Genomic DNA, 24,075 nt, shown 5'->3' with positions numbered 1-24,075 from the left:
GGCGCGTAATTTCAGTCAAATTGGCGGATAGAGGTAGTGGTCGCAGTGCCTATTACCGTTACAGAAGTGTGTAAGCCATGACCACTTTGATAGATATTAACTTTGTGTAACATACCAATTTCTTCCACATAAGCACTGTTCTGTGTGCCAAATTGGGATATGCCTGCGGAGTTAGCTGTACCATATTGCTCTATATTAATCAGATTTTCATAGCCCACCTGGATTAATCCGCTTAGGTTTTGTTCACCTATTTGACGTGAAAGTACAATGTTATTTTCGCCTGCTTGTGTTACAGAAAGACTGTTTCTATTACCATCTTGATGAGCAGAAGTATAATTGGTTCGGCCCGACTGCCGCACGTTAATATTGTTCACGCCACCTTCTTGGTTGATTACTGTGAGATTGGAGACTGATAGAAGATTAGCTGCGCTCAATTCGCTGCTTAAGGCGAGTTCACTACTGGCATCCAAATCAGAGGCTGTACAATTTTTTGCATATCCCCCGGTATATAACCCGATGAATAGTGGGAGTAATATGAGGTGATTTTTCTGACTGCCAAACATAAATTCCTCTACTTCATTGTGCTGCCTGATCTCAGTTCACCATCACATAATGACGGTACTGTCGTTTAAATAGTATTGCAGTATGGGATTGTTAATTTCATCGGGATTCGCTAAGGCCCAGGAATTATGCACAATCCCCTCACTGATCAAGTGAATCACCGCAGATTCCATAGCTGAAAGCATAGCAAGTTGTGCTGGCTCGTTATATGTTACCCCGGCTTCCAACTCCAGTAAGCGTCGGAATTTAACATAACGAAATACATCGGCACTGATTGCTTTGGAGTAAACAGTTTTTGATGTCAATACAGAGTGCAATATTCTGCCTGAGCGTATATCGATTGCTCTTAGATTGACCGTCACCTGGTCGACGCGGTATTGCTCATTGGCACCGATGCCAAAGTATCTTGCTCCGGCACCGCCGGTTTGAATATTTTGATCGTAGGCGACAATTCCGCCTTCAAGCAATACGTTAGCTGCAATTAGAGTTGGTAGAGGAATATTATTATTGGCTGGAGCATCAGGTTTACTGAGCCCGGCACGTATAATTTTTCGCTCGGTTAAAAGGTTTTGTAAGCCTTCACGCTCCAATGCGATAAACCAGCCGGATTCATTGAGTACATCGGTCAACATAGCGGCTCCACCCTGAGTAACCGCAGTGGAGAAGCTACTGTTTGGTGCTGGCTTGTATTGTCCGGTTTGATCGCGGAAACTATATACAGCAGCCAATATCTTCCCTTTAGGTTCAGGAAGATTTACCAAATCCCGATAGGTATTCATTCGTGGGGTCAGCATAGCATCAGTCCGCCCAGGGCCAAATAAGGCATCACCAAGGCTTTTAAATGCTGAGCATCCGCTTAGTGTGAGAGTAAACGCCAGTGCGGGCAAGGCTAAGGCTTTTGTTATTGCATTGCGCATTGCCAGTTTTCCTTCAGTGTTGATTCTTATCTAATTTGTGGGATTGAGACCACTGACAACGATCTCACTTTTGTCCCCAGTACTTCTGTCTGTGATTAGTACCGTAAGAACGCCATCGTTATCGACGATCTGTACGATAAAATCGTCGGTAATTAACTCACCACTATTGCCATCGCCGACATCCGTTAGCAGTTGATTGAGTAGTCTTGTTTCCAATGAGTCAGTAAAGCGATCCAGGGCACTTGGTTGTTCGTAGAGACTGTCATGCTTGTCGGGGTCTTCGTGGCTATCCTGAGATTGCGCGTTTTGCAGCAAGTAGGTTCCATTAAGAGGATTGCCGCCAAAATTCGGGTTTACTGGCTCATAAATTAATTCAGTCGCGTTCACAGAGCCACACGAGAATAGGGCGGCTACCAGGCTAGCTGGATAAACAAGGTAATTTTTGTTCATTAGAATTCCTCCTTTCCCAAATCAAAATTATCTATTAGGGCACTGCTCACGCGATCCTTTAAGACCGCTTGATGAATATATTGGGCTGCTTCGTCTGCAAGGCGATGAATATTGTTGGTACTTGGGCTGATAAATCGTCGAAATACAATTTTGTCGTTGTAGGTAACCCATATTAAGTTTCCCCAACGAGCTGAGGGTCGCTCGTAAACTGTTAAATTGTAAGTGGCATCTGGATAATTCAGATTTCTATATTCACTAAGATATCTGGCAAAGTCGTGGCCTGTTCGAGTAATTGTTCTGTCGATATTAAACCCGCTGATTTCATCCTCAAGTCTTCCTGAGTCAGTGTCTGCAGGAGGAACTTGGGTGTCATCCTGAGCAAAGACTACAGTTGAGAGAAGAATGATAATCAGCGGGGTTAATCTCATATTCTCTCTTCCTGGAGATTGAGTTTTGCCCAGTTGCTAGCTTGTAAGCGATTCTTCACGCCGATTTTCCGGAAAATGTTATACATGTGATTTTTAACGGTGTGTTCGCTCAGGTGTAGTTTCGTAGCGATGACGCTATTGGGTTCTCCCGTTGTTAGTTGCCCTAGGATTTCCTGTTCTCTACGAGTGAGAGGAAGGGGGGATTGCGAATTATCAGCGTGACTGCTTTCACAGCTGTGAATGGCTGTACTGAGTCTTTGAATAAGTCTTTCCTGGCTGATGTTATTGTCACACAACAAATAAAAACCACTTTGCCGTAGTTTTTCTGAGATGTGGGTTGGTAAGTCGGCAGGAAAGTTAATAAGAATTGCTTTTGAGTGTCTGATTTTCTTTAAATCAGAAAGAAAATCCTTAGAGTAGCTGTTGGTACCAATCTGCCAGCAATCAATAATTATCGCCTCGTAGTGTTGTAAACAGTGTCTTTGTTTTCCTATACAGGCTTTTTCCCATGGCATGGGAATAGACTGAGAAAACAGTGAAAATAAAAGATCGCCCTGAAGGCCGGAATTGCTAAAAAAAAGAACCGGCATATACCTCGTACCTCTCCTTGAAACAAATGGAATCCTCTCAGTTTGAAGAGCGGAATCCGTTGTCGACTCCTGTCGTTTAAGTTTCCTGGTTGATCTTTGAAGACCACAAAAAAATATTGCTGTTAACGCTAAGTACCTCTTTGTTTAGGGAAAATAACTCATTTCGTGAGAATTTAGTTTGGAGTGTAGTCGTGGGTGTGAGGTATTCTGGAAAATATGATGCCTGTTTTTATTTCACGGTAAGGGAGCAGTGAATGATGTCGTCAGTAAATTTTATTGGTTGAATTTTATGTGATTGATTAAGTTTTACTTTTTGCTTGTGAGTTTGTCTCTATTTTGAATGGGAAAGTTGGCTGGGGGTTGCTGGTTAGGAATAGTCGGTTGGGTGCGAGCGTTGATTTCTAAGATTCTTTCTTTCTAAAGCTTGCTTGTGAATATATGGCAAATTTAACTCTGAAGTTAAAATATACCTATGGGGGTAGTTACTTAGTGATTGTTTTTTAAGTGACTTGTGGAATATGTCACTGATGTAGTCTTTAGATGAGGTTGGGGGTTTTTGGCAGGCGGGAAAGTGCTGGTATGAACTCTGGTTTATGGTATTCCCAGGGTGAATGTTGTGAGTAGTAATGCTGGGATGACTGTGGTCCAATTTTTACCATTAGGAAGCAATAAATAGATAGTGAATCATGCCTGCTAGCAAGTGACGCAATATAGCAACACAAAGTGTGACATTTTAGGCGATTGTCAAAGCTTCAGCTGTTAGGATGTGATATCGCTCGGTTCCACAGGGAAAAGTAACGTCATGAGTCACCTATTTGAGACACTACCATTCTGGCTATGGGTGAGTTTGGCGGTTATTACATTTTTCTTAGCTAGAGGGCCTATTCATAGAAGTATTTATTCCCTGGCAAGGCTATTTCATCGCTCATTATTGTTTTCTGCAAACGCTGTTGAGCTTGCCGGGCAGGGCCTCCGTGAACGCAATCGAGAGGTACTGCTGGCTAGAGGTCGTGAGGTAACAGAGTGGCAAATTGAGAGGGAGTTTGAGCGAATAGAAAGTAGTTTAAAGCGGGATATGGCACAATATCCTACGTTGCATCGTCATTTGTGTGAGCAGATGACAACCATAGATGATGATTATGTGCGTAGCGCAGAGGTTCCTCCAGAGCCATCAAGCTGGGCCCGGGCAATCCGCTCTGTGGCGGAAATTCCTACTCCAGACGATACAGTTGTGGCAGATGTGTTGGAGACTATTAATCACTCTATGCGCAAGGCTGAAAATAAAGCTCTGGAGTCTTATCGGGAGTCTATAAGGGAGCGTCATCAGCTACTAAAGCGCATGATGCCTGGTTGGCGTTCCATATTGAAAACTCTGGGAAGAATGAATAAGAGTGTGGAATCTGTAATTTACCGTAGCAAAGTATTGGATGAGCATATGACACGCTACGAGGAGGTATTACAGGAGAGTGATCGTAGTTTACGTCTTCTATCAACCTCTTTTTTTAGTCGTTTTTTTATCTCTTCACTGGTATTGCTGTTGATAATGGCAGGGGTTTGGTTGAATCACCAATTAATTGCCAGGCCAGTGGCGGAAATCATTGGAAGTAACAGTTTTCTGGGGGGGTATGGGACAGCGGATATTGCAGCTTTGATTTTAATCTTCGTACAAATTGTCACTGGTATTGTGGTTATGGAGTGTTTGCTGATTACGCGATTATTTCCTTCGGTCTCCGCATTAACTGATTCAGTACGGAAGCGTTTGCTGTGGATTGGGGTACTTCTACTCTTGTGTTTGGCCTCTATTGAGGCGGGGCTATCACTCTCAAGGGAGTTGCTATTGCAACAGGATCAGTTGCTTACGGGGTTATCTGAAACGAGCGGTTCTGCTGTTACTGAGATAAACGCTTACTGGACTCTCGGGCTCGTACAAATGATGTTGGGTTTTACGCTCCCTTTGGTCCTGGCCTTTATCGCAATACCCTTGGAGCAATTTTTATCTTCTGCCCGCACGGTGTTTGGTAGTGTCTTAGTATTTTTCCTGAATGTGTTATCAGTGGGTTTACGTCTTCTGGCGCTTATTGCAATAAATTGTGGCACACTCCTTAATCGTATCTATGACCTAATAATATTTCTGCCTCTTTGGTTACAGCATACTTATAGGCAGTTTCGTAAAGCTTCAGAATTAGATGTTGCGTCGGATAAGTCGAAATCACCAGTAAGCCAATCCAAGTCAGAAATAAATATTGAGAAAGAAGTGTCTACAGGAGGAGCCGCTAGTGTCTGACTGCTATTTAAGTAATGATTGCAGCCCAGATAAATCAATTTAGCGTCTTTTTATTGATCTTAGGTTTTTGAAATAGATGTCAATGTTACTTATTTTTTTCTTTCTTTTGCTTGTGTTGTTCTTATATGCCCGCTCGGGCATTGCGCCAAAATCAGCATTAAAGCTACCTTCATGCAAAGGGCCTATGGTTATCGCACATGGCAATGATTGTGGCAATGGGCTTTTCCCGGGGAATACTCAGGAATTTCTGCAAAATATGGTGATGCAGGGGGTGGATGCTATTGAAATAGATGTTTGGCTTAGTGCTGACGGGCATTTGGTTTTACGCCATGATCCTGATCTGGAAGATTCAACCAATGGTAGTGGGTTTATAGAGGACTTTACGCTGGCTCAACTGCGTAACTTAAATGCAGCTCACCACTGGAGTCGTGATCAAGAATCTTACCCCTATCGACATAAACCTTTGAAAATAATTACCCTAGAAGAGGCTTTACAGATAGTGGGTAAGACGCCACTAATATTGGATATAAAAAGTAAACAGTTACGGGCCGCACGACAGTTGAACGCTTTGCTCGAGCGCACTGGCAAGCACAGTCAGGTTATCGTCTCCTCATTTAATCACAAGGTTCTTCTGGAATTTCGACGATTGAGCCCGGAGACGGCGACCGGTTCTACAAGCTGGGAGGCGACCCTTCTATTTTTTGCTCAGTTACTGCGTGCGGAAAGCCTGCTAGCCCCCCGTTATCAAACTATGCAATTGCCCATGCAATTTTGGGGGCTCAATGTGGTTTCCAGGGGCACTATGCGTGCGGCGCGTAAGCTTAACCTGCACGTCTCTGTGTGGACTGTAAATGGGCGGGCCGATCTACAGCGCTATATCGATATGGGAGTGAATGGTATTGTTACTGACCGCCCGGATATATTGATGAGTATGTTGCCCAGTCGGGAGCCGAAGGTAGAACCAAAGCTACTTGAACGGGCTTCCTAAATTGAGCAACATCGCAAAAACAATATGACAATAACAACAGAGAAATGTTTATGAAGCAGATTGCAGGTATTGGGGTGCTGTTAGCGTCTCTAATCAGCACCCCGGTATTGGCGGAAGACCGCTTTGCCAAAGTAGAAATTAGTAGTGAGCCGGTGGCAGGAAATGTTTATATGCTCCAGGGGGCTGGCGGCAATATTGCAGTACTGGTCGGAGAGGACGGCACCTTTATGGTGGATGACCAATATGCGCCACTCACTGCAAAAATACAGAAAGCGGTGGCGGGTTTGGCAGATCAGCCGCTGCGCTTTGTGATCAATACTCATTGGCATGGCGATCATACTGGCGGCAATGAAAATCTGGGTAAAAGCGGTGCCCTGATCGTTGCCCATGAGAATGTGCGTAAACGTGTGAGTACCGAACAGTTTATTGAGGCTTTTAAGCGTAAGGTTGAGCCCTCACCGCCGGCAGCACTGCCGGTAATCACCTTTACCGATGCCACTACTTTTCACTGGAATGGTGATGAGGTGAAGGTGCAGCATGTTGGCCCAGCCCATACCGATGGTGACTCTATTGTGCATTTCGCCAAAGCCGATGTGATTCATATGGGTGACATCTATTTTAATGGCACTTATCCATTTATCGATCTTTCATCCGGTGGTTCGGTGGATGGCATGATTGAAGCGATGGACACCGCATTGGCGCTTTCTGGCGAAAACACGAAAATCATTCCAGGACATGGCCCTCTGAGTAGTCCTGCGGAGTTAAAAGTGCAACGGGATATATTGCAGACCCTGAGGGATCGTATCCAGAAGCTGGTCGATAATGGCCAAAGCCGTGACCAAGTCATTGCTGCCAAACCGACCAAAGATTTTGACGAACAGTATGGACAGGGTTTTATGACACCAGATATATGGACTGGTATTGTGTATGACTCCCTGGCTGCAAAATCCAAGAAGTCTTGATCCTATATTGATGGTGACTATTAAAAGTTGCTGAAATAAAAAGGCCCGGATATTTCTATCTGGGCCTTTTTGTTTAGGGGCTTTCTTGAGCCCGGCTATTAAAGCATCTGTAGTTATCAGGATGCTTGGGGTTCAGCACCATTTAACTCTTTTGGAGTCTCTACTGTTATCTCTGTTTTCTCCTCTCGCACTCGGAACCAAGCTGCATAGAGAGCTGGCAGGAAGATCAGGGTCAAGCCAGTAGCAACGATCAGTCCTCCCATAATGGCGACAGCCATGGGGCCGAAGAAGTCACTGCGCGACAGTGGAATCATCGCCAATACCGCAGTCAGAGCGGTTAAAACGATCGGCCGGAAACGCCGCACAGTGGACTCAATAATTGCCTCCCAGGTACTCAAGCCCTGGCTGATATCCTGCTGTATTTGATCCACCAGAATGACGGAGTTGCGCATAATCATACCGGCCAGGGCGATGGTGCCGAGCATGGCGACAAAACCGAAGGGTTTGTCGAACAGCAGTAGGAACAAGGTAACCCCGATCAGTCCCAAAGGCGCGGTGAGGAAGACCATGGTGGACAGGGACATGCTGCGCAGCTGCAGCATCAGTAGGGTGAATACCACCAAGACAAATAGCGGCATACCGGCATTCACTGATTTTTGTCCACGCTCGGATTCCTCCACACTGCCACCAACTTCCAGAAGGTAGCCCGGTGGCAGTTGCTCTCGAATGTTCTGCAGGCGCGGCCAGACTTCATTCACCACGGTTGCGGGCAGTTCTTCACCATAAATATCGGCACGTACTGTGACGGTGGGCAGGCGATCACGGTGCCAGATAATCCCTTCCTCGAAGCCGTACTCCAGGGTGGCAATTTGGTTCAAGGGGACACTGCGGCTGCTGTCGGTTTGCACCGCCAGGTTACCCAGTTGGCTGAGGGCGTAGCGTTCCTGCTCGTCGCCGCGCACACGCACGTCGATCAGCTCATTGTCTTCGCGGTATTGGCTAACGGTAATACCGGTGAGTGAGCTTTGCAGGGCGCGGGAGAGCGAGGTACTGTTCACGCCCATAGCGCGGGCGCGGTCCTGATCGATATTCAGGTTGACGGTTTTACTGGGTTCCTCCCAATCCAGGTGGACGTTGGTGACCTTGGCATTTTCCCGCACGCGCTCGGCAACCTGGCGGGCCAGGCTGCGCACTTCACCAATATGCTCACCAGATACGCGGAACTGCACTGGATAGCCTACCGGTGGGCCATTTTCCAGGCGGGATACCCGGCTGCGCAGAGTGGGGAATTCCTCCTCCATGGTTTCGATCAGCCAGCTGCGTACCTGCTCGCGCTCCTCTACGTTACGTGTCATCACTACAAACTGGGCAAAGCTGGCTGCGGGTAACTGCTGGTCCAATGGCAGATAGAAACGCGGCGAACCGGTGCCCACATACACCACATAGTTTTCCACCAGGTCGTTTTTATCCAGTAGGGTTTCCAGTCGCTTGGCCTGGTACTCGGTGGACTTCAGCGAAGCGCCTTCGGCCAGCTTGAGATCTACTAACAGTTCCAAGCGCCCGGAAGAAGGGAAGAACTGCTGGGGCACCAGGCGGAAAAGTGCCAGGGAACCAATAAAGATCGCCAGGGTTGCCACTATGACAGTTTTGCGGTGGCGCAGGCACCAGGTAATCAGGCGGCGGAAGCGCTGGTAAAAGGGCTTCTGGTAGGGGTCTTGAACCTCGCCACTGTGATTGTGGCGAGCCAGATTGGGTAAAAGGTAATGGCCCAGGTAGGGCACGAATATGACTGCGGCAATCCAGGAGACAACCAGGGAAAGTGTGACCACCTGGAAGATTGAGCGGGTGTATTCCCCGGTGCCGGATTCCGCCGTGGCGATGGGTAGGAAACCGGCGGCGGTGATTAAGGTACCGGTGAGCATGGGGAAGGCAGTACTGGTCCAGGCGAAGCCGGCGGCTTTCAGGCGACTGAGCCCCTGTTCCATTTTAATAGCCATCATTTCCACGGCGATAATGGCGTCGTCCACCATCAGGCCAAGGGCGAGTACCAGGGCGCCCAGAGAAATCTTGTGCAGGCCGATATTGAAGTAATTCATCAGTGCGAAAGTCATGGCCAGCACCAATGGTATCGATAGCGCCACGATTAAGCCGGGGCGGCTGCCGAGAGAGAAAAAACTCACCAGCAGGACAATGCCCAGTGCCTCCGCCAATACTTGCAGGAACTCCCCCACACCGCGTTTCACCGCCGCAGGTTGGTCGGACACCTTGCGTAACTGCATGCCGATCGGCAGATCTTCCTGCAATTCGGCAAAGGTGGCGTCCAACTGTTTGCCCAGCTTGAGGATATCACCGCCTTCTTTCATGGAAACGGCCAGGCCGATGGCGTCCTCGCCCATAAAGCGCATGCGAGGTTGTGCAGGATCGCTGAAACCGCGGTGTACTTCGGCAATATCACCCAGCCTCTGGGTACGCCCGCCGGCAGTGATGGGAAAGCGGCGTATTTCATCGACCGAGTGAAATTGACCGCTAACGCGAATTCGTACGCGGTCGCTCACCGTATCTACAAAGCCCGCATCGGCGACCTGATTTTGCGACTGCAGTGCGCTTTGCACTGCACTGAGGGGAATGCCCAGAGAGGCGAGCTTTGTGTTGGAAATTTCCACCCAGATTTTTTCATCTTGCAGCCCCAGTAATTCCACCTTGCCCACATTCTTGACCCGCTGCAGTGCCAACTGCAGGCGCTCGGCATAGTCTTTCATCAGGGCGTAATCGAAACCGCTGCCGGTTAGCGCATAAATATTGCCGAAAGTAGTGCCGAATTCGTCATTAAAAAACGGGCCCTGGATATCCGGTGGTAGGGTGTGGCGGATATCCCTGACCTTTTTGCGTACCTGATACCAGAGATCGGGAATGTAGCGCGAGTGCATATCGTCGCGGGCGACAAACAACACCTGGGATTGGCCGGGACGGGAGAAAGAGGAGATGCGCTGGTAGTCACCAGTCTCCAGCAGTTTTTTCTCCACCCGCTCGGTAATTTGACGGGACACCTCCTCGGCACTGGCGCCGGGCCAAAGGGTATTGATCACCATTACCTTGAAAGTGAAGGGGGGGTCTTCGCTTTGCCCAAGTTGTGTGTAGGAGGCAGCGCCCAGCAATCCCAGTACGATCATGGCGTAGAGTACCAGCGGGCGGTTTTTCAGCGCCCATTCGGAAAGGTTAAAGCCCATGGTTATTTCTCTGTATGGAAGCACGGATTGATCGAACTAACAGTGCTTCGGCAATTTCATCGGAGCGCGTTTTAGCGTTCAGTCCAGTTGTTATTTTGGGATGGTGCTTAGTTAGTCCTGCTGGGCAAGCGCGCGGTCCGGATCGATCGGGCGATTCATACGGTCCACGGGACGAATCTGTTGTCCCTCCAATAACAGGTGAGTACCAGCGGCAACGATCCAATCATCGGCGCGCAGGCCAGAGAAAATCGGTACAAATTCTTGGCCGAAGGCACCTACGGTGACTTCGGTTTTATGCAGGGTTTGTTGTTCGCGGTTCAGTACCCAGACAAAGGCTTTGCCGTTATCGGCGCTCACTGCCGACATGGGTACTTGTAAAACATCGGTGGCCACTGCTTTGGGAACGAATACTCGGGCGCTCTGACCTATTTCAATGCCGGTGGTCTTATTGGTAAAGGCCACGCGTGCTTCAAAGGTGCGGGATACCGGATCTGCGGCGGGGGAGAGTTCTCTCACCTGGGCGGGGAAGGATTTACCGGGCTGCGACCAGAGCTCTACGGTCAAGGGTTGGCCGACACGGAAATGGCTAATTGCCTGCTCCGGTAAATCGATGCGCACTTCGCGTTCGCCGTCGGCGGCAAGTTCGAAAATCCCCTGACCAGCGGCGACAACCTGGCCAGCCTCGGCCATGCGGCGGGCAATAACACCGCTCTCTGGAGCTTTCAGCTCCGCATAGGCGGCCTGATTACGCGCTACGTCTAATTGCGCCTTGGCCTGTTGCAGGCGCGCATCGCTGGCTTCGAAACGGGTCTCCACCGCATCGAACTGTGACTGGCTGACCAGCTGGCGCTCCAATAGTTTGCGATGGCGCCCCAGCTCGCTGCTGGCCAGGCGCTGGTCTGCCACGGCGGAGGTGAGGCGTGCGCGTGCGGAATCCAGTTGCAGGAGCAGGTCTTCGGTATCCAGTTCGGCCAGCGGTTGGCCCTGCTCAACACGGTCGCCTACATTAACCAGGCGACGCTGTAATTTGCCACTGATGCGAAAGGCCAAAGCGGGTTCGAAGCGGGCTCGCACCTCGCCGGGATAAAAATCCTGCTGGGCACTGGCCACTTGTGGCTGGACCATCACCGCTGGGCGGGGTTTTTCTAATTGTTCGGTGGACTCTGATGGCGCGCAGGCGGACAACAGCAGGCTGAACGACAGGGCAGCGAAGAGTAGCGATCGGTACATAGGGGCTCCCTTCCTCGGCGGCGAGGCGACAAGGTAAGTCCGGAAGTGGACGAGTCATGGCCGGGCGGCCGGTAATGTTATACTAGCGAGTATAGTAAATTTATTAAACTGGCGAGTCCAGTATATGGAGTGCTATGTCTGAACAGACTCAGACGGCCGCCCAGCGCGGGCGTCCCAAGGATCTGGCCAAACGCCAGGCCATTCTCGATGCAGCCAAAGAGCTGTTTCTGACCAAAGGCTTTGCCGCTACCAGTGTGGATGCGGTGGCCTCTGCTGCGGGCGTATCGAAACTGACGGTGTACAGCCATTTCTCCGATAAAGAGACGCTGTTCAGTGCTGCGATTACCTCCCGCTGCGAGATGATGATGCCCCTGCCCATTTTCGATCTGAAAGAGGGGGATTCGGTGGCAGAGGTACTGGAGCGCATTGGTCAGGCTTTTCTAAGCATGGTGGATAGCGAGGATAGTATCCGCCTGTTACGGCTTTTATGTGCTCTGGCGGCGCAGGAATCAAAACTTGCTCAGTTGTTTTTCGATGCGGGCCCCCAGCGCATCCTTCGAGATATTGAGCAGTTGCTGCGCCGCGCAACCGAGATGGGTAAGCTGCAGGTGGCAGACCCGGCCGAGGCCGCCGAGGACTTTATGGGCATACTGCTGGGTTGCCGGCACATGCGGGTATTGATCGGTTGTTGTGAGGTACAGGCCGAGGATGAACGGCGCGAGCGGGTGCGCAAGGCAGTGGCGCTTTTTATGCGGGGTTACCGCTGACAGGCTACTGGTTGGGGTTTTCCGGCATCGCTGGGCAACGGTTGATATCGCCGTTTATTTCCAGCCAGCCCGGCTTGTTTTGGTAGTAGACGTAACGCTCTGGTCGGATAAATACCGGGTCGTCGAAGGCGCCCCCAGCTAGGCCGCGAAACTCTGGGAGAAATTCCAGTGTCCAGCTGAGGGCGCTGCCGCATTGCCCACAAAATTGGCACTCTATCCAACGGCCTGCATCGGACATTAACCGGTGACTTTTCAGCTTGCCTCGAATGAACTCTACATTGTTTTTTTCGAAATACACCGATACGCCTATTAAGCTACCGGTGCGTTTCCGACACCAGCTACAGGAACAGAGGCTCACTCGGCGCGGCTGGCCAGTGGCGCGAAATCGTACGAGGCCGCAGGCACAGCCACCTTCGTGAAATTCCTCCATCCCTAAACTCTCACCGATCAGGTTTTAATGCGGTAACCGGTGCGGAAAATCCACCAGACTGTTACCAGGCATAGGAAAAGGAAGAGTAATGTCATTCCCACGCTGAGGCCCAGGTTTACATCGGCCACACCGTAGAATGCCCAGCGGAAACCACTGATCAGATAAACCACCGGATTAAACAAAGTCACTTTTTGCCAGAACTCCGGCAGCATACTGATGGAATAAAAAGCCCCACCGAGAAAGGTTAAGGGGGTAATAATCATTAGCGGAATAATTTGCAGTTTTTGGAAATCATCGGCCCAGATGCCAATAATAAAGCCGAACAAGCTAAAACTAACGGCGGTTAGCACCAGAAATGTGACCATCCAGAATGGATGAAGGATTTCATAGTCCACAAAAAATCGCGCGGTGAGAAGGATTAGTAGCCCGAGCAGAATTGACTTGCTGGCCGCAGCGCCGACATAGCCGGCGACAATTTCAAAGGGGGATACCGGTGCCGATAGCACTTCATAAATAGTGCCTGAAAATTTCGGGAAAAAGATGCCGAAGGCGGCGTTGGCAATACTTTCTCCCAAAAGCGCCAACATCAATAAGCCTGGGATAATAAAGGCCCCGTAGCTCACACCTTCGATGTCTCCCATACGCGAGCCGATAGCGGCACCAAAAACAATAAAGTACAGGGATGTGGAGAGTACCGGAGAAGCGACACTTTGTATCAATGTGCGCCAAGTCCGTGACATTTCAAATTTGTAAATTGCCGCAATACCATACCAATTCATTATTGTGCCTCCCCACTGAGTTGCTCCTCGCCTTGGTGCTGTGCAGAGTGCACCAGATTGACAAATATTTCTTCGAGAGAACTCTCCCTGGTATATAAATCGCGAAATTCAATATTTGCAGAGGTGAGGCGGCGAAGAAATTCCGTAATACCGGTATTTTCACTCTTGATATCGAAGCGATAGATGAGTTCACTACCATCTCCATTGAGGCGCAGTGGCAGGTCGGAGAGGCTGTCAGGAATAGTTTCCAGAGGCGTGGGTAATTGCAGACTGAGCTCTTTTTCCCCCATTTTTTGCATCAAAGTTTTTTTATCTTCAACCAATACTAATTCACCGCGATTAATAACACCGACCCGGTCGGCCATCTCCTCCGCCTCTTCAATATAGTGCGTGGTGAGAATAACGGTTACGCCTGAGTCGCGCAGGCCGCGCACCATCCCCCACATATCCTGGCGCAGTTCCACATCGACCCCGGCGGTGGGTTCGTCCAGGAAGAGCACGCTGGGCTCATGGGATAAGGCTTTTGCAATCATCAGGCGTCGTTTCATACCGCCGGACAAGGTGACAATTTTGTTGTCTCTTTTTTCCCATAGGGAAAGCTGTCGAAGGATTTTCTCCAGGTAAGCGGGGTTGGGCGGCTTGCCAAACAAGCCGCGGCTAAATTGAATTGCGCCAAGCACGCTCTCAAAGGAATCTGTGGCAATTTCCTGGGGGACCAAGCCAATTTCGCGCCGTGCGTGGCGGTAATCTCGCTGGATATCGTAACCATTGACTGTAACGTTGCCCTGACCAGGATTGACGATGCCACAGATTATACTGATCAGAGTCGTTTTGCCGGCACCATTGGGGCCGAGCAGTGCGAAGATCTCACCCCGTTGAATATCCAAGTCAATACTTTTAAGGGCGTTAAACCCACCACTATATGTCTTGTCGAGACCTCTAACAGAAATTATCGGTTTCACTTTCTCTCCTAAGCGTGGCCTTACAGGCGGCTCGGCCAAAATATTTTTAGTGTGTATAGATCCTACTGCAAAAACATTTTTGCGGAGGGCTTCGGTTTTAACCAATGCAGGAGCAGTGCCAGGGAGGCTAAAAATAGCAGCGTAGTGCTGGCTGCAGAAAAGCCACTGGCGAGGCCAAAACGTTCTATCCAGGGCTGGCTGATAAATGGTGAGATAAATTGTCCGATAAAAACACTGGCGGCGAGAGCTCCAGATATTCGCCCACGAATGTTGGGAGTGGCAGATTCCAGCCCGGTGGCGAAGATATGGGGGATCAATGTCCCCATACCGCAGCCGTAAATCGCGGAGGCCATTATTATTGCATTAAATGAATCTGCCTCGGCGATCAGCCCCATACCACAGGCCATAACAGTAAAACCTAACACAAAAACGCCACTTTTTCCCAAGTAGTTACGTGCCAGAGGGTAGAAAACCAGTGAAGCCAGGGCCCCCATTAAATTGCTGGCAGCAATGGCAATGCCCGCGAGGCTGGGGGTGTCTGCTCCAATCTCTTTTAGCAGGAATGGGAGCTGTGTGGGAATCAGGAAAAAGATAAGACTGTTTAGTAAGGCTGCACCCAGCAACAAGGCGAATGCTGGCCAATCGGGATTTCCATTCGTGATATTGTCGGGGAGTGGTTCAATGCGATTGCGTGTAGGTTCTGGCAGAAAACGCAACACGGCAGGGATTAGTAGTAGTGCCACTGCGTAAATGGCAAAGGGCGCGCGCCAATGTAAATCTGCCAAGAGTCCACCGGCCAAAAGGAAGACAACTCCGCCGAGGCTGATAAAGGCGCCCTGCTGACTCATATAGGTTTGCCTTTGAATGGGGCTGAAATAGTCACCTACCAGGGCGGTGACTGAAGTCATTGTGCCCGCCACTGCAACTCCCAGAAGGATGCGACTGGCCAAAAGTCCCACCAAGCTTTCCTGTAACAGTGCAGAGATGCCGGCCAGGGCGTAAACAGTTACCGCCAGTAATAGCAATTTCCTGCGACCATAACGGTCGGATATAAACCCGGCGATAGGTGCAAATAGAGCGATCATTAATGCCGGTAGGCTCAAAATCAGGCGACTGAGCAGGGCAATATCTTCATGCTGGGCAAAATGCGCCTCCAGCGCCGGTAAGGATGGCGCTATGGTGGCACCAGACATAATTGTGAGCGCCGCCAGGCACAGCAATGTGAATCGCATCGGCACCGGTATAGCTGATTCCGCCATTTCGCGGGTTGGTGCTGCGCTGTTAAGTATCACCGGCGCCCTCCGCTATCGGTTTCTCTATTCTCTACGCTCATGGAGGTGATTGGTTGGCATAGCCCCTCTTGCACCGCCAGGCTGATACTTTGACTTTGTGCTGCCACTAAAAGGGAAGTGGCAGTTGTAGCCGGTACTTCTATGACTGGGTAGGTTTGTTTGCTGTTACGGTTCATCATGATTCTCCCTGGGCTTGCAATGGAATGCTGCGCAGTGTAAAACCTCAAGTAATATTGAGGTCAATAGTTGTCGGAGACATCTGATGTCTGATACCAGTGAAAAGAAAGAGTCGGTTTGTGGAAACAAGAAATGCCGTCGTGAGATGACCGTAGGTGAGGTTGCAGAGCGTAGTGATGTGGCGGTGAGTGCGCTGCATTTTTATGAAAGTAAAGGGCTGATCAGCAGCTGGCGCACCAGCGGCAATCAGCGGCGTTACTCGCGGGACGTATTGCGACGTGTGGCCATTATCAAGGTGGCACAGAGCACTGGTATTCCCCTCGCCGAAATTCGTGAGGCCCTGTCTAATCTTCCTGATGGGCGTACACCCACCGCGAAGGATTGGGCCAAGCTTTCCGCCGGCTGGCGTGAGGAATTGGACCAACGCATTCGCCAGCTTACCCAGCTGCGCGACCGTTTGGAAGGCTGTATCGGCTGCGGCTGTCTTTCCATGGTGAGCTGCCCGCTCCGCAATCCAGGGGACCAAGCTGCAGAGCAGGGGGCTGGGGCGCGCTATCTGGATATTGGCAAGTAACGGGGTATTTTTGCGGGGTGAACTATTCGGCCCCTGAGATATTTGATTGAAACTACTGGAAAATTTTCCGATAAAAATCCAGAGTGCCCAGCCATGCGTCCTGCGCGGCTTCCTGGTTATAGGCCAGAGGCAGACCAAATTTCTGCCCGCGCTCAGTTGCAACAGGATTGGTGAAGCCGTGCAATACGCCGGGGTAGCTCACCAGGGTAAATTTGGCCTCGGCCTCCTGCATCTCCGCCACAAAAGCGCCGACCTGTTGCGGTGGGATCATGCTATCGGCACCACCGGTGTAAACCAATAATTCCGCTTGGACTCCCCCTTTTTTAGTATGAACCTCGCTGGCCAGGGCTCCGTGGTAGCTGACCACGCCGCGAAGTTCCACACCGAGGCGTGCCATGGTCAAGGCTACGCCACCACCAAAGCAATAGCCCTGAGCAGCGACTTGAGTTTCCTCGACAACTTTATGCTGTTGAAGCAGGGTGAGGGCGGTGCGGAAACATGCCTCGAGGGATACAGGATTCTCAAGTGCCTCATCGCGATACTGCTGGGCTTCAGCGGGATCATCGGTTTGCTTGCCACTACCAAACATATCCACCGCAAATGCACAGTAACCCTGCCCGGCGAGCCTTTCCGCCTGCTCGCGTACAAAGGCATTGTGACCCCACCATTCGTGAACCAGCATAACGCCGGGACGTTTTTTTTGAGTTGTGTCGTCCCAGGCGAGATAGCCGCTATAGGACTTGCCATCTACCGCATATTCGATCACTTCGGTTTTCATCGTTGTATGTCTCTCTGGCGAATGATGGATACTGTTATTTCAATAATTTGGGGGGCCCTTTGAGTTCCACTAAATTTTGCTCGGGATCATAAATATAAATTGATGGGCCCATGCCTTCGGCACCGTAGCGCTGTTGTGGCGCGGAGGGTTCAATATTCTTCCCCTTCAAATAAGCAATGATTTTATCGGCTTCGAAAGGGTCTATACGCAAACAGAAATGATGTAAATTACGCCCCTCTATGCCTGGGGCTGCACCACCCTCGCGACCGATGCCTTGATCAACTGGAACCAGATCGATCAATGAGTGCCCTGCGCGCAACTGATAGAGACCCAACTCCTTATTCTCTCGCTCCATGGTGCAGTCGAGGACTCCTTCATAAAAATCGCGCATTGCAGCCAGGGATTTAACCCTCAGCACTACATGGTCAATATGTTGAATTTTGAACACTGGAATTCCTTATAATTGTGGCGGGCGCTAATCTGGCGAATAAAAAATAATACAAATAACCGCCACCGCTGCTAAAAGCCAATAATGGCTGTGGTTGAAACCTTTGATCCAAATATCTGCGCCAGTGTATTAACGGCTCTAAGTGTAGGGGGTGTGAGGCTTTATGGGCCAGGTGGGGCGTGTATTGCGACTAGTGCTATGCCTTTGCGCGGAGTGCTGGTTGAGAAAACCGCAATCCGCGCATTTGGATATGAATTGATGAACAATATTGGTCTTAAGCGCTATAAACCTTATCAAATTTCTCACGCAGACTTTTTGCCGATCTGACAATTTCTGTTTCCAGCACCGCCGCAACTGCCTGGTTCTGTGTATTATGCTGCAGTCTCGTGCGCAACAGCTGGGAAATCTCTGGCTTGCAGGAACCACAGCGGGTCCCGCAACCCAGGGCGTCACCCAGCGCATCAATGGAATCGACCCCCTGGTTGATTGCTTTTTCAATCTGCGGACGTGAAACCTGCATACAGGTGCATACTATGCGCTCACCTGGTGGAATTGCCTGGAGAAACAGGGCAGGGTTTTCAGGTAATTCCAGTTGTAGGTAGCGTTCCAGGCTGCGTCGATCAGGAAGTGTCTGCCAATCATTACTGGAAAAAATAAGCAGCTCTATTTGTTCGCTATAAGCGAGCCAACGCTGGCTACTTAAGGTCTCTATTTGCTGCCAGCGTATATCTGGATTTTTTTGTAGTAATTGGGCACCCAGTTGGCGACCATCCAAAGGGGCGCTGAGCGCCAACTCAAAGCGATATCCATTTTGACAGGGCACTCGATACCAGTGCAGTAGATTTTCTTCCATATGGGTCTGTAGCCAGCGCCAAAGGTTTTGTGCCAGTGGTTCCGGGCAAATAAGGGTGATAAAGCTCTTACAGGCGAGGGCTTGCAGCTGAACCGGTACCTGTTTGAATTCGGGCTGACCGGAAATTGGGTCTACCTCTGCCCCGGCAAGAGCGCTGACCTTAGACTCTTGGGCCAAGGTCTGGCTCCAATGAATAGGAGCGAATAGCTCACCGGGTTTTTGGCCACTGTTTAATACCGCACGTCCGCACATTCTACCCTGGGCACTGTGTAACTCTACCAACACGCCCTCGTCTATACCGTATTTACGCGCGTCTCTGGGGTTTATCTGAATTTCGGCAATCTCACTGTGATCCAGCAATTTCCGCGCGCGGCCAGTACGGGTCATGGTGTGCCATTGGTCACGTATGCGGCCGCTGTTTAGCCATAGGGGATAACTAGGGCTTATTTGTTGCTGGGGCGTACGCGGCTTGACAGCAATAAAATTGGCTCGACCAGTTTCAGTGAAAAATTTTCCGCTGCCAAATAATCGTGCACTACCCTGGGGATTTTCCCGATTTACCGGCCACTGTACTGGTTCAAGCGCATCGTATTCATTTTGCTCAATATTACTAAAGAGTGAGATATCAAAGGCGCGACTGCCGTTATTTTCGAAACCTGACAATTGTGCATGTTCTCGAAAGATATCTGCGGGATGGGTAAAGTTAAACTGCTTGCGGAACCCTAGGCGGCTGGCCAAATCACAGATAGCCTGCCAGTCGTGACGCGCCTCTCCAGTGGGATCGATAAAAGTGCGCTGCCGGGAAATACGCCGCTCTGCATTGGTAACTGTGCCATTTTTTTCTCCCCAGCCGGTGGCCGGCAGTAGTACATCGGCACAGCGGGCGGTATCGGTATCGGCGATGCAATCGGAAACAATCACCAGTGGACATTTACGTAGTGCCTCAGTCACCCTCTCTGCTTCAGGCATACTCACCGCGGGATTAGTGGCCATAATCCAGATTGCTTTGATCTGGCCGGTCTCCACTGCATGGAACATATCCACCGCTTTTAGTCCGGGGGCCATTGCCATATTGGGAGCATCCCAGAAGCGTCGCACCCGATCGATATCACTCTCTTTAAACTCCATATGGGCGGCGAGCATATTGGCCAGGCCGCCTACTTCACGCCCCCCCATCGCGTTGGGTTGGCCGGTAATAGAGAAAGGACCAGCTCCAATCTTGCCAATGCGACCTGTTGCCAGGTGGCAGTTAATGATTGCATTGTTTTTGTCTGTGCCGCTACTGGATTGATTAACCCCCTGTGAGTAAAAGCTAAGTGTTTTTTCTGTTTCGGCAAACAAACGGAAGAAAGCTAATAACTTTTCTGCAGGTACACCACAACTCAGTGCAGTTTGCTGAAGGGACCAGTGCTGGGCCGCTTCCAGTGCCAGCTCAAAGCCTTGGGTATGATGCTGAATATAGTGGTGATTGAGGCGGTTGTGCTGGGCGAGGAAATTAAGCAGACCATTAAACAGTGCTGCGTCGCTGCCGGGATTTATCGCCAAGTGCAGATCGGCCATCTCGCTGGTAGCGCTAGCCCGCGGATCAACGACTACAATTTTGGCCTTGCCTGCCTGCATACGCTGGAACAGTATCGGGTGGGTCCAAGCGGCGTTAGAGCCTATTAAAACAATAAGATCTGCCTCTTCCAGATCCTCATAACAACAGGGCACGGCATCTGCACCCAGAGCGCGCTTGTATCCAGCTACGGCTGAGGACATGCAAAGGCGTGAATTGGTATCAATATTGGCGCTGCCAATAAACCCCTTCATTAATTTATTAGCAACATAATAGTCTTCAGTAAGGAGTTGCCCGGAAAGGTAAAAAGCTACTGAATTCGGGCCATGCTCGTGAATATTGCGGGCGAATTCATTGGCCACATAAGACATAGCGGTATCCCAGTCACAGGCTTCGCCATGCAAATGTGGGCGTAAGAGTCTCCCATGCTCACCGAGTGTCTCCCCAAGGGATGAGCCCTTAACACACAAACGGCCAAAATTAGAGGGGTGCTGTTTATCACCTGTGGCGGAAATTACAGAAGTACTTTGCCGCTTTTCCTTGTTAATAGTTACTCCACAGCCCACCCCACAATAGGGGCAGGTAGTACAGGAACGCTGGGTGCTTAGGTATTCCTTTACTGCCATTATTATTCTTGCTTATTTATCACAACCGATATAAACGGTATTTCCATTAAATGCTAAAGGGTAAGTGGCAAGCTGGATATTACCGTCCTCCATACAAACGCCATCTTCAAGGCGAAAGTGATGTTTATATAGTGGTGAGGCAATAGTTAATTCACCATCCAGTTCTGCGATTATTCCCCGTGAAATAATGCCAGCTTGTGCGATCGGGTCCCAGTTGTCAACGGCGTAAAGTTGTCGCTCTTGCCCCGGTAAAAAAAATAGGGCGATACCTTTCCTCTCAGGTTTTGCTAGATAGTCCGTTTTTTCTGAGGAGGTATCGCCCCAAAGGGCACACACCCCGGAGTTGCTGACTAAATCTGATCTTTGGCAGATCGGCAGCCAATGGGGGTGGGTTATGGCATTGGATGTATGTGAGCTTTGTCTGGCGCTGGCTTGGTGCATAACAATTTCCTTGCGGGATTAAGAGAAAAATCAGCAATTGAAATTAAATTTTCATAAATTAAATGTATAGGATTGTCTCTATGCAGATTCAGCAGTTTCTATTATTTCTTCAATAGTTGCGGGACGGGGCTGGCCGCGTTCCTTGACGAAAATAATATTGTCATCACTCTCATTGCTGTTAACAAACTGACGAAATCGTTTAAGTTTTTCCGGATCGTTGATTGCGGACTTCCATTCACACTGATAACTATCGACAACGCGTTCCATCTGGATTTCCAGTTCGGTACAGATTCCCAATTTGTCATCGATAATGACTTCACGTAGATAGTCGAGTCCGCCATCAAGGCTTTCCAGCCATACCGAGGTGCGCTGCAATTTATCGGCAGTACGCACATAGAACATCAGGAAACGATCGATATAGCGAATCAGGGTTTCATCATCCAGGTCGGTAGCGAATAGATCGGCGTGGCGCGGGCGCATGCCGCCATTGCCGGCAACAAATAAGTTCCAGCCTTTTTCTGTGGCGATAACGCCCACATCCTTGCTCTGCGCCTCGGCGCACTCGCGTGTACAGCCCGATACAGCCATCTTTATTTTGTGTGGGGAGCGAAGCCCCTTGTAACGGTTTTCTACACGCAGGGCCATGGAAACACTGTCCTGCACACCAAAGCGGCACCAAGTACTACCTACACAGGACTTTACCGTGCGCAGAGATTTGCCATAGGCATGGCCGGTTTCAAATCCCGCACCAATGAGTTCCCGCCAAATTTCCGGTAGTTGTTCCAGGCGTGCGCCAAACAAATCGATACGCTGGCCACCGGTAATTTTGGTGTAGAGGTTATAGCGTTTGGCAACATCGCCAATCACGATGAGTTTCTCTGGTGTGATTTCTCCACCGGGAATACGCGGTACTACAGAGTAGCTACCATTTTTCTGCATATTCGCCATAAACGTATCATTGGTATCCTGCAGGCCAACGTGGGCTTGCTCCAGGATATGTTCATTCCATAGGGAGGCGAAAATAGAGGCGACGGTGGGTTTACATACTTCGCAGCCCTTGCCGCTACCATGCTTTTGAAGGAGATCATCGAAGGTTTTAATTTCCTCCACCTGAATAATGTGGAACAACTCTTGGCGACTATAGGGGAAGTGTGTACAGAGATGATTGTTGACCTCCATTCCCAGAGCGGCTAATTCACTATCGACGATATCCTTCAGCAATGCGGCACAACCACCACAACCCGTGGAGGCCTTGGTGGCATCCTTCACTTCAGCCAAGGTATGACAGCCGCCATGTACAACATCCAGAATTTGCCCTTTACTCACGTTATAACAGGAGCACACGGTAGCATTAGTGGGGAGAGCGGAAGCACCAAGGAGTGATTCCGCTCCGTCAGTTGAGGGAAGAATCAGTTGTTCCGGGTGCTCTGGCAGGTCGATATCATTGAGATGATATTGCAGAAGAGTATCGTAATCCCCAGTATCACCAACCAGTACAGCGCCGAGCAGTTTCTGGCCTGTAGCATCGGTTATCATACGCTTGTACACGCCGCTCTGTTCATCGACAAAAGTAATTGCTGCAGCGCCTTCGCTGCGGCCGTGAGCATCGCCAATAGAGCCAACCTGCACACCGAGAAGTTTTAATTTAGTGCTCATATCGGCACCATTAAAAAACGTCTCCATACCGGTGAGCTGTGCGACGGTGGTGCGAGCCATACTGTAGCCTGGAGCCACCAGGCCAAAAATTTGCCCCTCATAGAGAGCGCACTCACCGATGGCAAAAATGTTGGGGTCTGATGTACGACAGCGGTTGTCGATGACAATACCTCCTCGCTCACCGACTTGCAGCCCTGAGGATTTTGCCAGCTCATCTTGAGGTCGAATTCCTGCAGAGAACACGATCATATCGGTAATCAGTTCGTCCCCCCCTTTAAATTGCATACGCAAGCGGCCGTCAGCCTCTGTAATGAGTTCGGTAGCTCGGCTGGTATGTACAGTAACGCCAAGGGCCTCGATTTTTTTTCGCAGTAAATTGGAGCCGCCCTCATCAAGCTGAGTGGACATCAGTCCTGGAGCAAATTCCACCACATGGGCGTCAAGCCCCAGGGTTTTCAAGGCGTTTGCCGCTTCCAAACCGAGCAGGCCACCACCGACAACGACGCCACTTTGCGCGTTAGACGCAGCTGCGCGAATCGCATTCAAATCTTCGATGGTGCGGTAGACAAAGCAACGCTCGTGTTGATGCCCTGGGATAGGGGGCACAAAAGGATAGGAGCCAGTAGCGAGGACCAATTGATCATATCTATGTAAGCTTCCAGTCTGGGTGGTAACAGTTTGCTTTTCGCGGTCGATGGAAGCTACCGGATTGTTGAGCTCTAGCTCAAAACCCCATTGTCGATATTGCTCAATATCACCCATAGCCAAATCTTCCGCACTGCACCCAGCGAAGTATTCGGATAGATGTACTCGATCATAAGCAGGTCTGTTTTCCGCACAAAAGACTGTGACGGTAAAACCGATGCTTTCATTTTTTTCTGCCAGCTGCTCAAGAAAGTGGTGCCCGACCATGCCGTTACCAATCACAACCAGCTTTTGCTTTTTTGTCTTTTCAGTCATTGATATTCCTGCCATCTAGAAGCGATTCTCTTGGCAGGAGGGGCGTATGATTTGACAAGGGCGCCTCCTCTTCTGCCGAAGAGTACAGGCGCCGTTGCCTCGAATTGGGGGATAATTTTGTTGGTTAATAAATACAT

22 protein-coding genes are annotated in these 24,075 nt (G+C 50.0%); 5 read left to right on the top strand and 17 right to left on the bottom strand.

Annotation, left to right across the window (positions count from 1 at the left end):
- Positions 1-11 precede the first annotated feature (11 nt).
- The 5 genes from ACJJIB_RS18555 to ACJJIB_RS18535 are packed head-to-tail and all read right to left on the bottom strand — an operon-like array spanning position 12 to position 2,946.
- On the bottom strand, positions 12-563 hold the full coding sequence (locus ACJJIB_RS18555; RefSeq protein ID WP_444887133.1) for a hypothetical protein: 552 nt from the start codon (positions 561-563) through the stop codon (positions 12-14).
- A 42-nt stretch (positions 564-605) separates the two neighbouring features.
- On the bottom strand, positions 606-1,478 hold the full coding sequence (locus tag ACJJIB_RS18550) for a CsgG/HfaB family protein (protein WP_252083224.1): 873 nt from the start codon (positions 1,476-1,478) through the stop codon (positions 606-608).
- Between the two features lie 30 nt (positions 1,479-1,508).
- Positions 1,509-1,928: a curli assembly protein CsgF gene (locus tag ACJJIB_RS18545; protein WP_444887132.1), complete on the bottom strand. Its 420-nt coding sequence runs from the start codon at positions 1,926-1,928 to the stop codon at positions 1,509-1,511.
- Complete coding sequence (locus tag ACJJIB_RS18540) at positions 1,928-2,356, bottom strand: CsgE family curli-type amyloid fiber assembly protein (RefSeq protein ID WP_444887131.1); 429 nt, start codon at positions 2,354-2,356, stop codon at positions 1,928-1,930. The genes ACJJIB_RS18545 and ACJJIB_RS18540 overlap by 1 nt, the downstream gene beginning before the upstream one ends.
- Positions 2,353-2,946 (bottom strand): helix-turn-helix transcriptional regulator, encoded by a 594-nt coding sequence (locus tag ACJJIB_RS18535; protein ID WP_444887130.1) that lies wholly within the window; start codon positions 2,944-2,946, stop codon positions 2,353-2,355. The genes ACJJIB_RS18540 and ACJJIB_RS18535 overlap by 4 nt, the downstream gene beginning before the upstream one ends.
- 802 nt (positions 2,947-3,748) lie before the next feature.
- Here ACJJIB_RS18535 and ACJJIB_RS18530 point away from each other — a divergent pair.
- From ACJJIB_RS18530 to ACJJIB_RS18520, 3 genes are all read left to right on the top strand, one after another.
- A complete protein-coding gene (locus ACJJIB_RS18530; RefSeq protein WP_444887129.1) occupies positions 3,749-5,230 on the top strand; it encodes a hypothetical protein in 1,482 nt (493 codons plus the stop codon).
- 184 nt (positions 5,231-5,414) lie between these two features.
- Complete coding sequence (locus ACJJIB_RS18525; RefSeq protein WP_444887128.1) at positions 5,415-6,218, top strand: glycerophosphodiester phosphodiesterase family protein; 804 nt, start codon at positions 5,415-5,417, stop codon at positions 6,216-6,218.
- A 50-nt stretch (positions 6,219-6,268) separates the two neighbouring features.
- The gene (locus ACJJIB_RS18520; RefSeq protein ID WP_444887127.1) at positions 6,269-7,180 is read left to right on the top strand and encodes an MBL fold metallo-hydrolase; all 912 of its coding nucleotides are present in this window, start codon (positions 6,269-6,271) and stop codon (positions 7,178-7,180) included.
- Positions 7,181-7,296: 116 nt separating this feature from the next.
- Here ACJJIB_RS18520 and ACJJIB_RS18515 read toward each other — a convergent pair whose 3' ends face one another.
- Both ACJJIB_RS18515 and ACJJIB_RS18510 read right to left on the bottom strand, forming a co-directional pair.
- The gene (locus ACJJIB_RS18515) at positions 7,297-10,407 is read right to left on the bottom strand and encodes an efflux RND transporter permease subunit (protein ID WP_444887126.1); all 3,111 of its coding nucleotides are present in this window, start codon (positions 10,405-10,407) and stop codon (positions 7,297-7,299) included.
- A gap of 111 nt (positions 10,408-10,518) precedes the next feature.
- Positions 10,519-11,637 (bottom strand): efflux RND transporter periplasmic adaptor subunit, encoded by a 1,119-nt coding sequence (locus ACJJIB_RS18510; protein WP_444887125.1) that lies wholly within the window; start codon positions 11,635-11,637, stop codon positions 10,519-10,521.
- 134 nt (positions 11,638-11,771) lie between these two features.
- On the opposite strand from ACJJIB_RS18510, the gene ACJJIB_RS18505 reads away from it, so the two are divergent.
- On the top strand, positions 11,772-12,404 hold the full coding sequence (locus ACJJIB_RS18505) for a TetR/AcrR family transcriptional regulator (RefSeq protein WP_252083215.1): 633 nt from the start codon (positions 11,772-11,774) through the stop codon (positions 12,402-12,404).
- A gap of 4 nt (positions 12,405-12,408) precedes the next feature.
- Here the strand turns inward: ACJJIB_RS18505 and ACJJIB_RS18500 are convergent, their stop codons facing one another.
- The 5 genes from ACJJIB_RS18500 to ACJJIB_RS18480 all read right to left on the bottom strand — a co-directional run bounded on the left by ACJJIB_RS18500 (position 12,409) and on the right by ACJJIB_RS18480 (position 16,046).
- Positions 12,409-12,834, bottom strand: a complete 426-nt coding sequence (locus tag ACJJIB_RS18500) for a GFA family protein (RefSeq protein ID WP_444887124.1) — start codon at positions 12,832-12,834, stop codon at positions 12,409-12,411.
- Between the two features lie 17 nt (positions 12,835-12,851).
- On the bottom strand, positions 12,852-13,613 hold the full coding sequence (locus ACJJIB_RS18495) for an ABC transporter permease (protein WP_252083213.1): 762 nt from the start codon (positions 13,611-13,613) through the stop codon (positions 12,852-12,854).
- Positions 13,613-14,575 (bottom strand): ABC transporter ATP-binding protein, encoded by a 963-nt coding sequence (locus tag ACJJIB_RS18490; protein ID WP_444887123.1) that lies wholly within the window; start codon positions 14,573-14,575, stop codon positions 13,613-13,615. The genes ACJJIB_RS18495 and ACJJIB_RS18490 overlap by 1 nt, the downstream gene beginning before the upstream one ends.
- Before the next feature lie 62 nt (positions 14,576-14,637).
- Positions 14,638-15,867 carry an MFS transporter gene (locus ACJJIB_RS18485; protein WP_444887122.1) on the bottom strand — a complete coding sequence of 410 codons (1,230 nt, stop codon included), beginning with the start codon at positions 15,865-15,867 and terminating at the stop codon, positions 14,638-14,640.
- Positions 15,864-16,046 carry a hypothetical protein gene (locus tag ACJJIB_RS18480; protein WP_444887121.1) on the bottom strand — a complete coding sequence of 61 codons (183 nt, stop codon included), beginning with the start codon at positions 16,044-16,046 and terminating at the stop codon, positions 15,864-15,866. The genes ACJJIB_RS18485 and ACJJIB_RS18480 overlap by 4 nt, the downstream gene beginning before the upstream one ends.
- 83 nt (positions 16,047-16,129) lie before the next feature.
- Here ACJJIB_RS18480 and soxR point away from each other — a divergent pair, with 83 nt between their 5' ends.
- Positions 16,130-16,618, top strand: a complete 489-nt coding sequence (gene soxR / locus ACJJIB_RS18475) for a redox-sensitive transcriptional activator SoxR (protein WP_444887120.1) — start codon at positions 16,130-16,132, stop codon at positions 16,616-16,618.
- A gap of 52 nt (positions 16,619-16,670) precedes the next feature.
- Here soxR and ACJJIB_RS18470 read toward each other — a convergent pair whose 3' ends face one another.
- The 5 genes from ACJJIB_RS18470 to nirB all read right to left on the bottom strand — a co-directional run bounded on the left by ACJJIB_RS18470 (position 16,671) and on the right by nirB (position 23,938).
- Positions 16,671-17,396 carry a dienelactone hydrolase family protein gene (locus ACJJIB_RS18470; RefSeq protein WP_444887119.1) on the bottom strand — a complete coding sequence of 242 codons (726 nt, stop codon included), beginning with the start codon at positions 17,394-17,396 and terminating at the stop codon, positions 16,671-16,673.
- 34 nt (positions 17,397-17,430) lie between these two features.
- Entirely contained in the window at positions 17,431-17,844 is a 414-nt protein-coding gene (locus tag ACJJIB_RS18465; protein WP_444887118.1) for a VOC family protein, read from the bottom strand.
- A gap of 274 nt (positions 17,845-18,118) precedes the next feature.
- Positions 18,119-20,881 carry a nitrate reductase gene (locus ACJJIB_RS18460; RefSeq protein WP_444887117.1) on the bottom strand — a complete coding sequence of 921 codons (2,763 nt, stop codon included), beginning with the start codon at positions 20,879-20,881 and terminating at the stop codon, positions 18,119-18,121.
- Between the two features lie 12 nt (positions 20,882-20,893).
- Positions 20,894-21,322, bottom strand: coding sequence for a nitrite reductase small subunit NirD (gene nirD / locus ACJJIB_RS18455; RefSeq protein ID WP_252083207.1), 429 nt, complete (start codon positions 21,320-21,322; stop codon positions 20,894-20,896).
- A gap of 78 nt (positions 21,323-21,400) precedes the next feature.
- Complete coding sequence (nirB, locus tag ACJJIB_RS18450) at positions 21,401-23,938, bottom strand: nitrite reductase large subunit NirB (RefSeq protein ID WP_444887116.1); 2,538 nt, start codon at positions 23,936-23,938, stop codon at positions 21,401-21,403.
- Positions 23,939-24,075: the final 137 nt, after the last annotated feature.

The organism is Microbulbifer mixtoriginis (SeqCode), from assembly GCF_052467705.1.
This window is presented reverse-complemented; position numbering and strand designations above follow the sequence as displayed.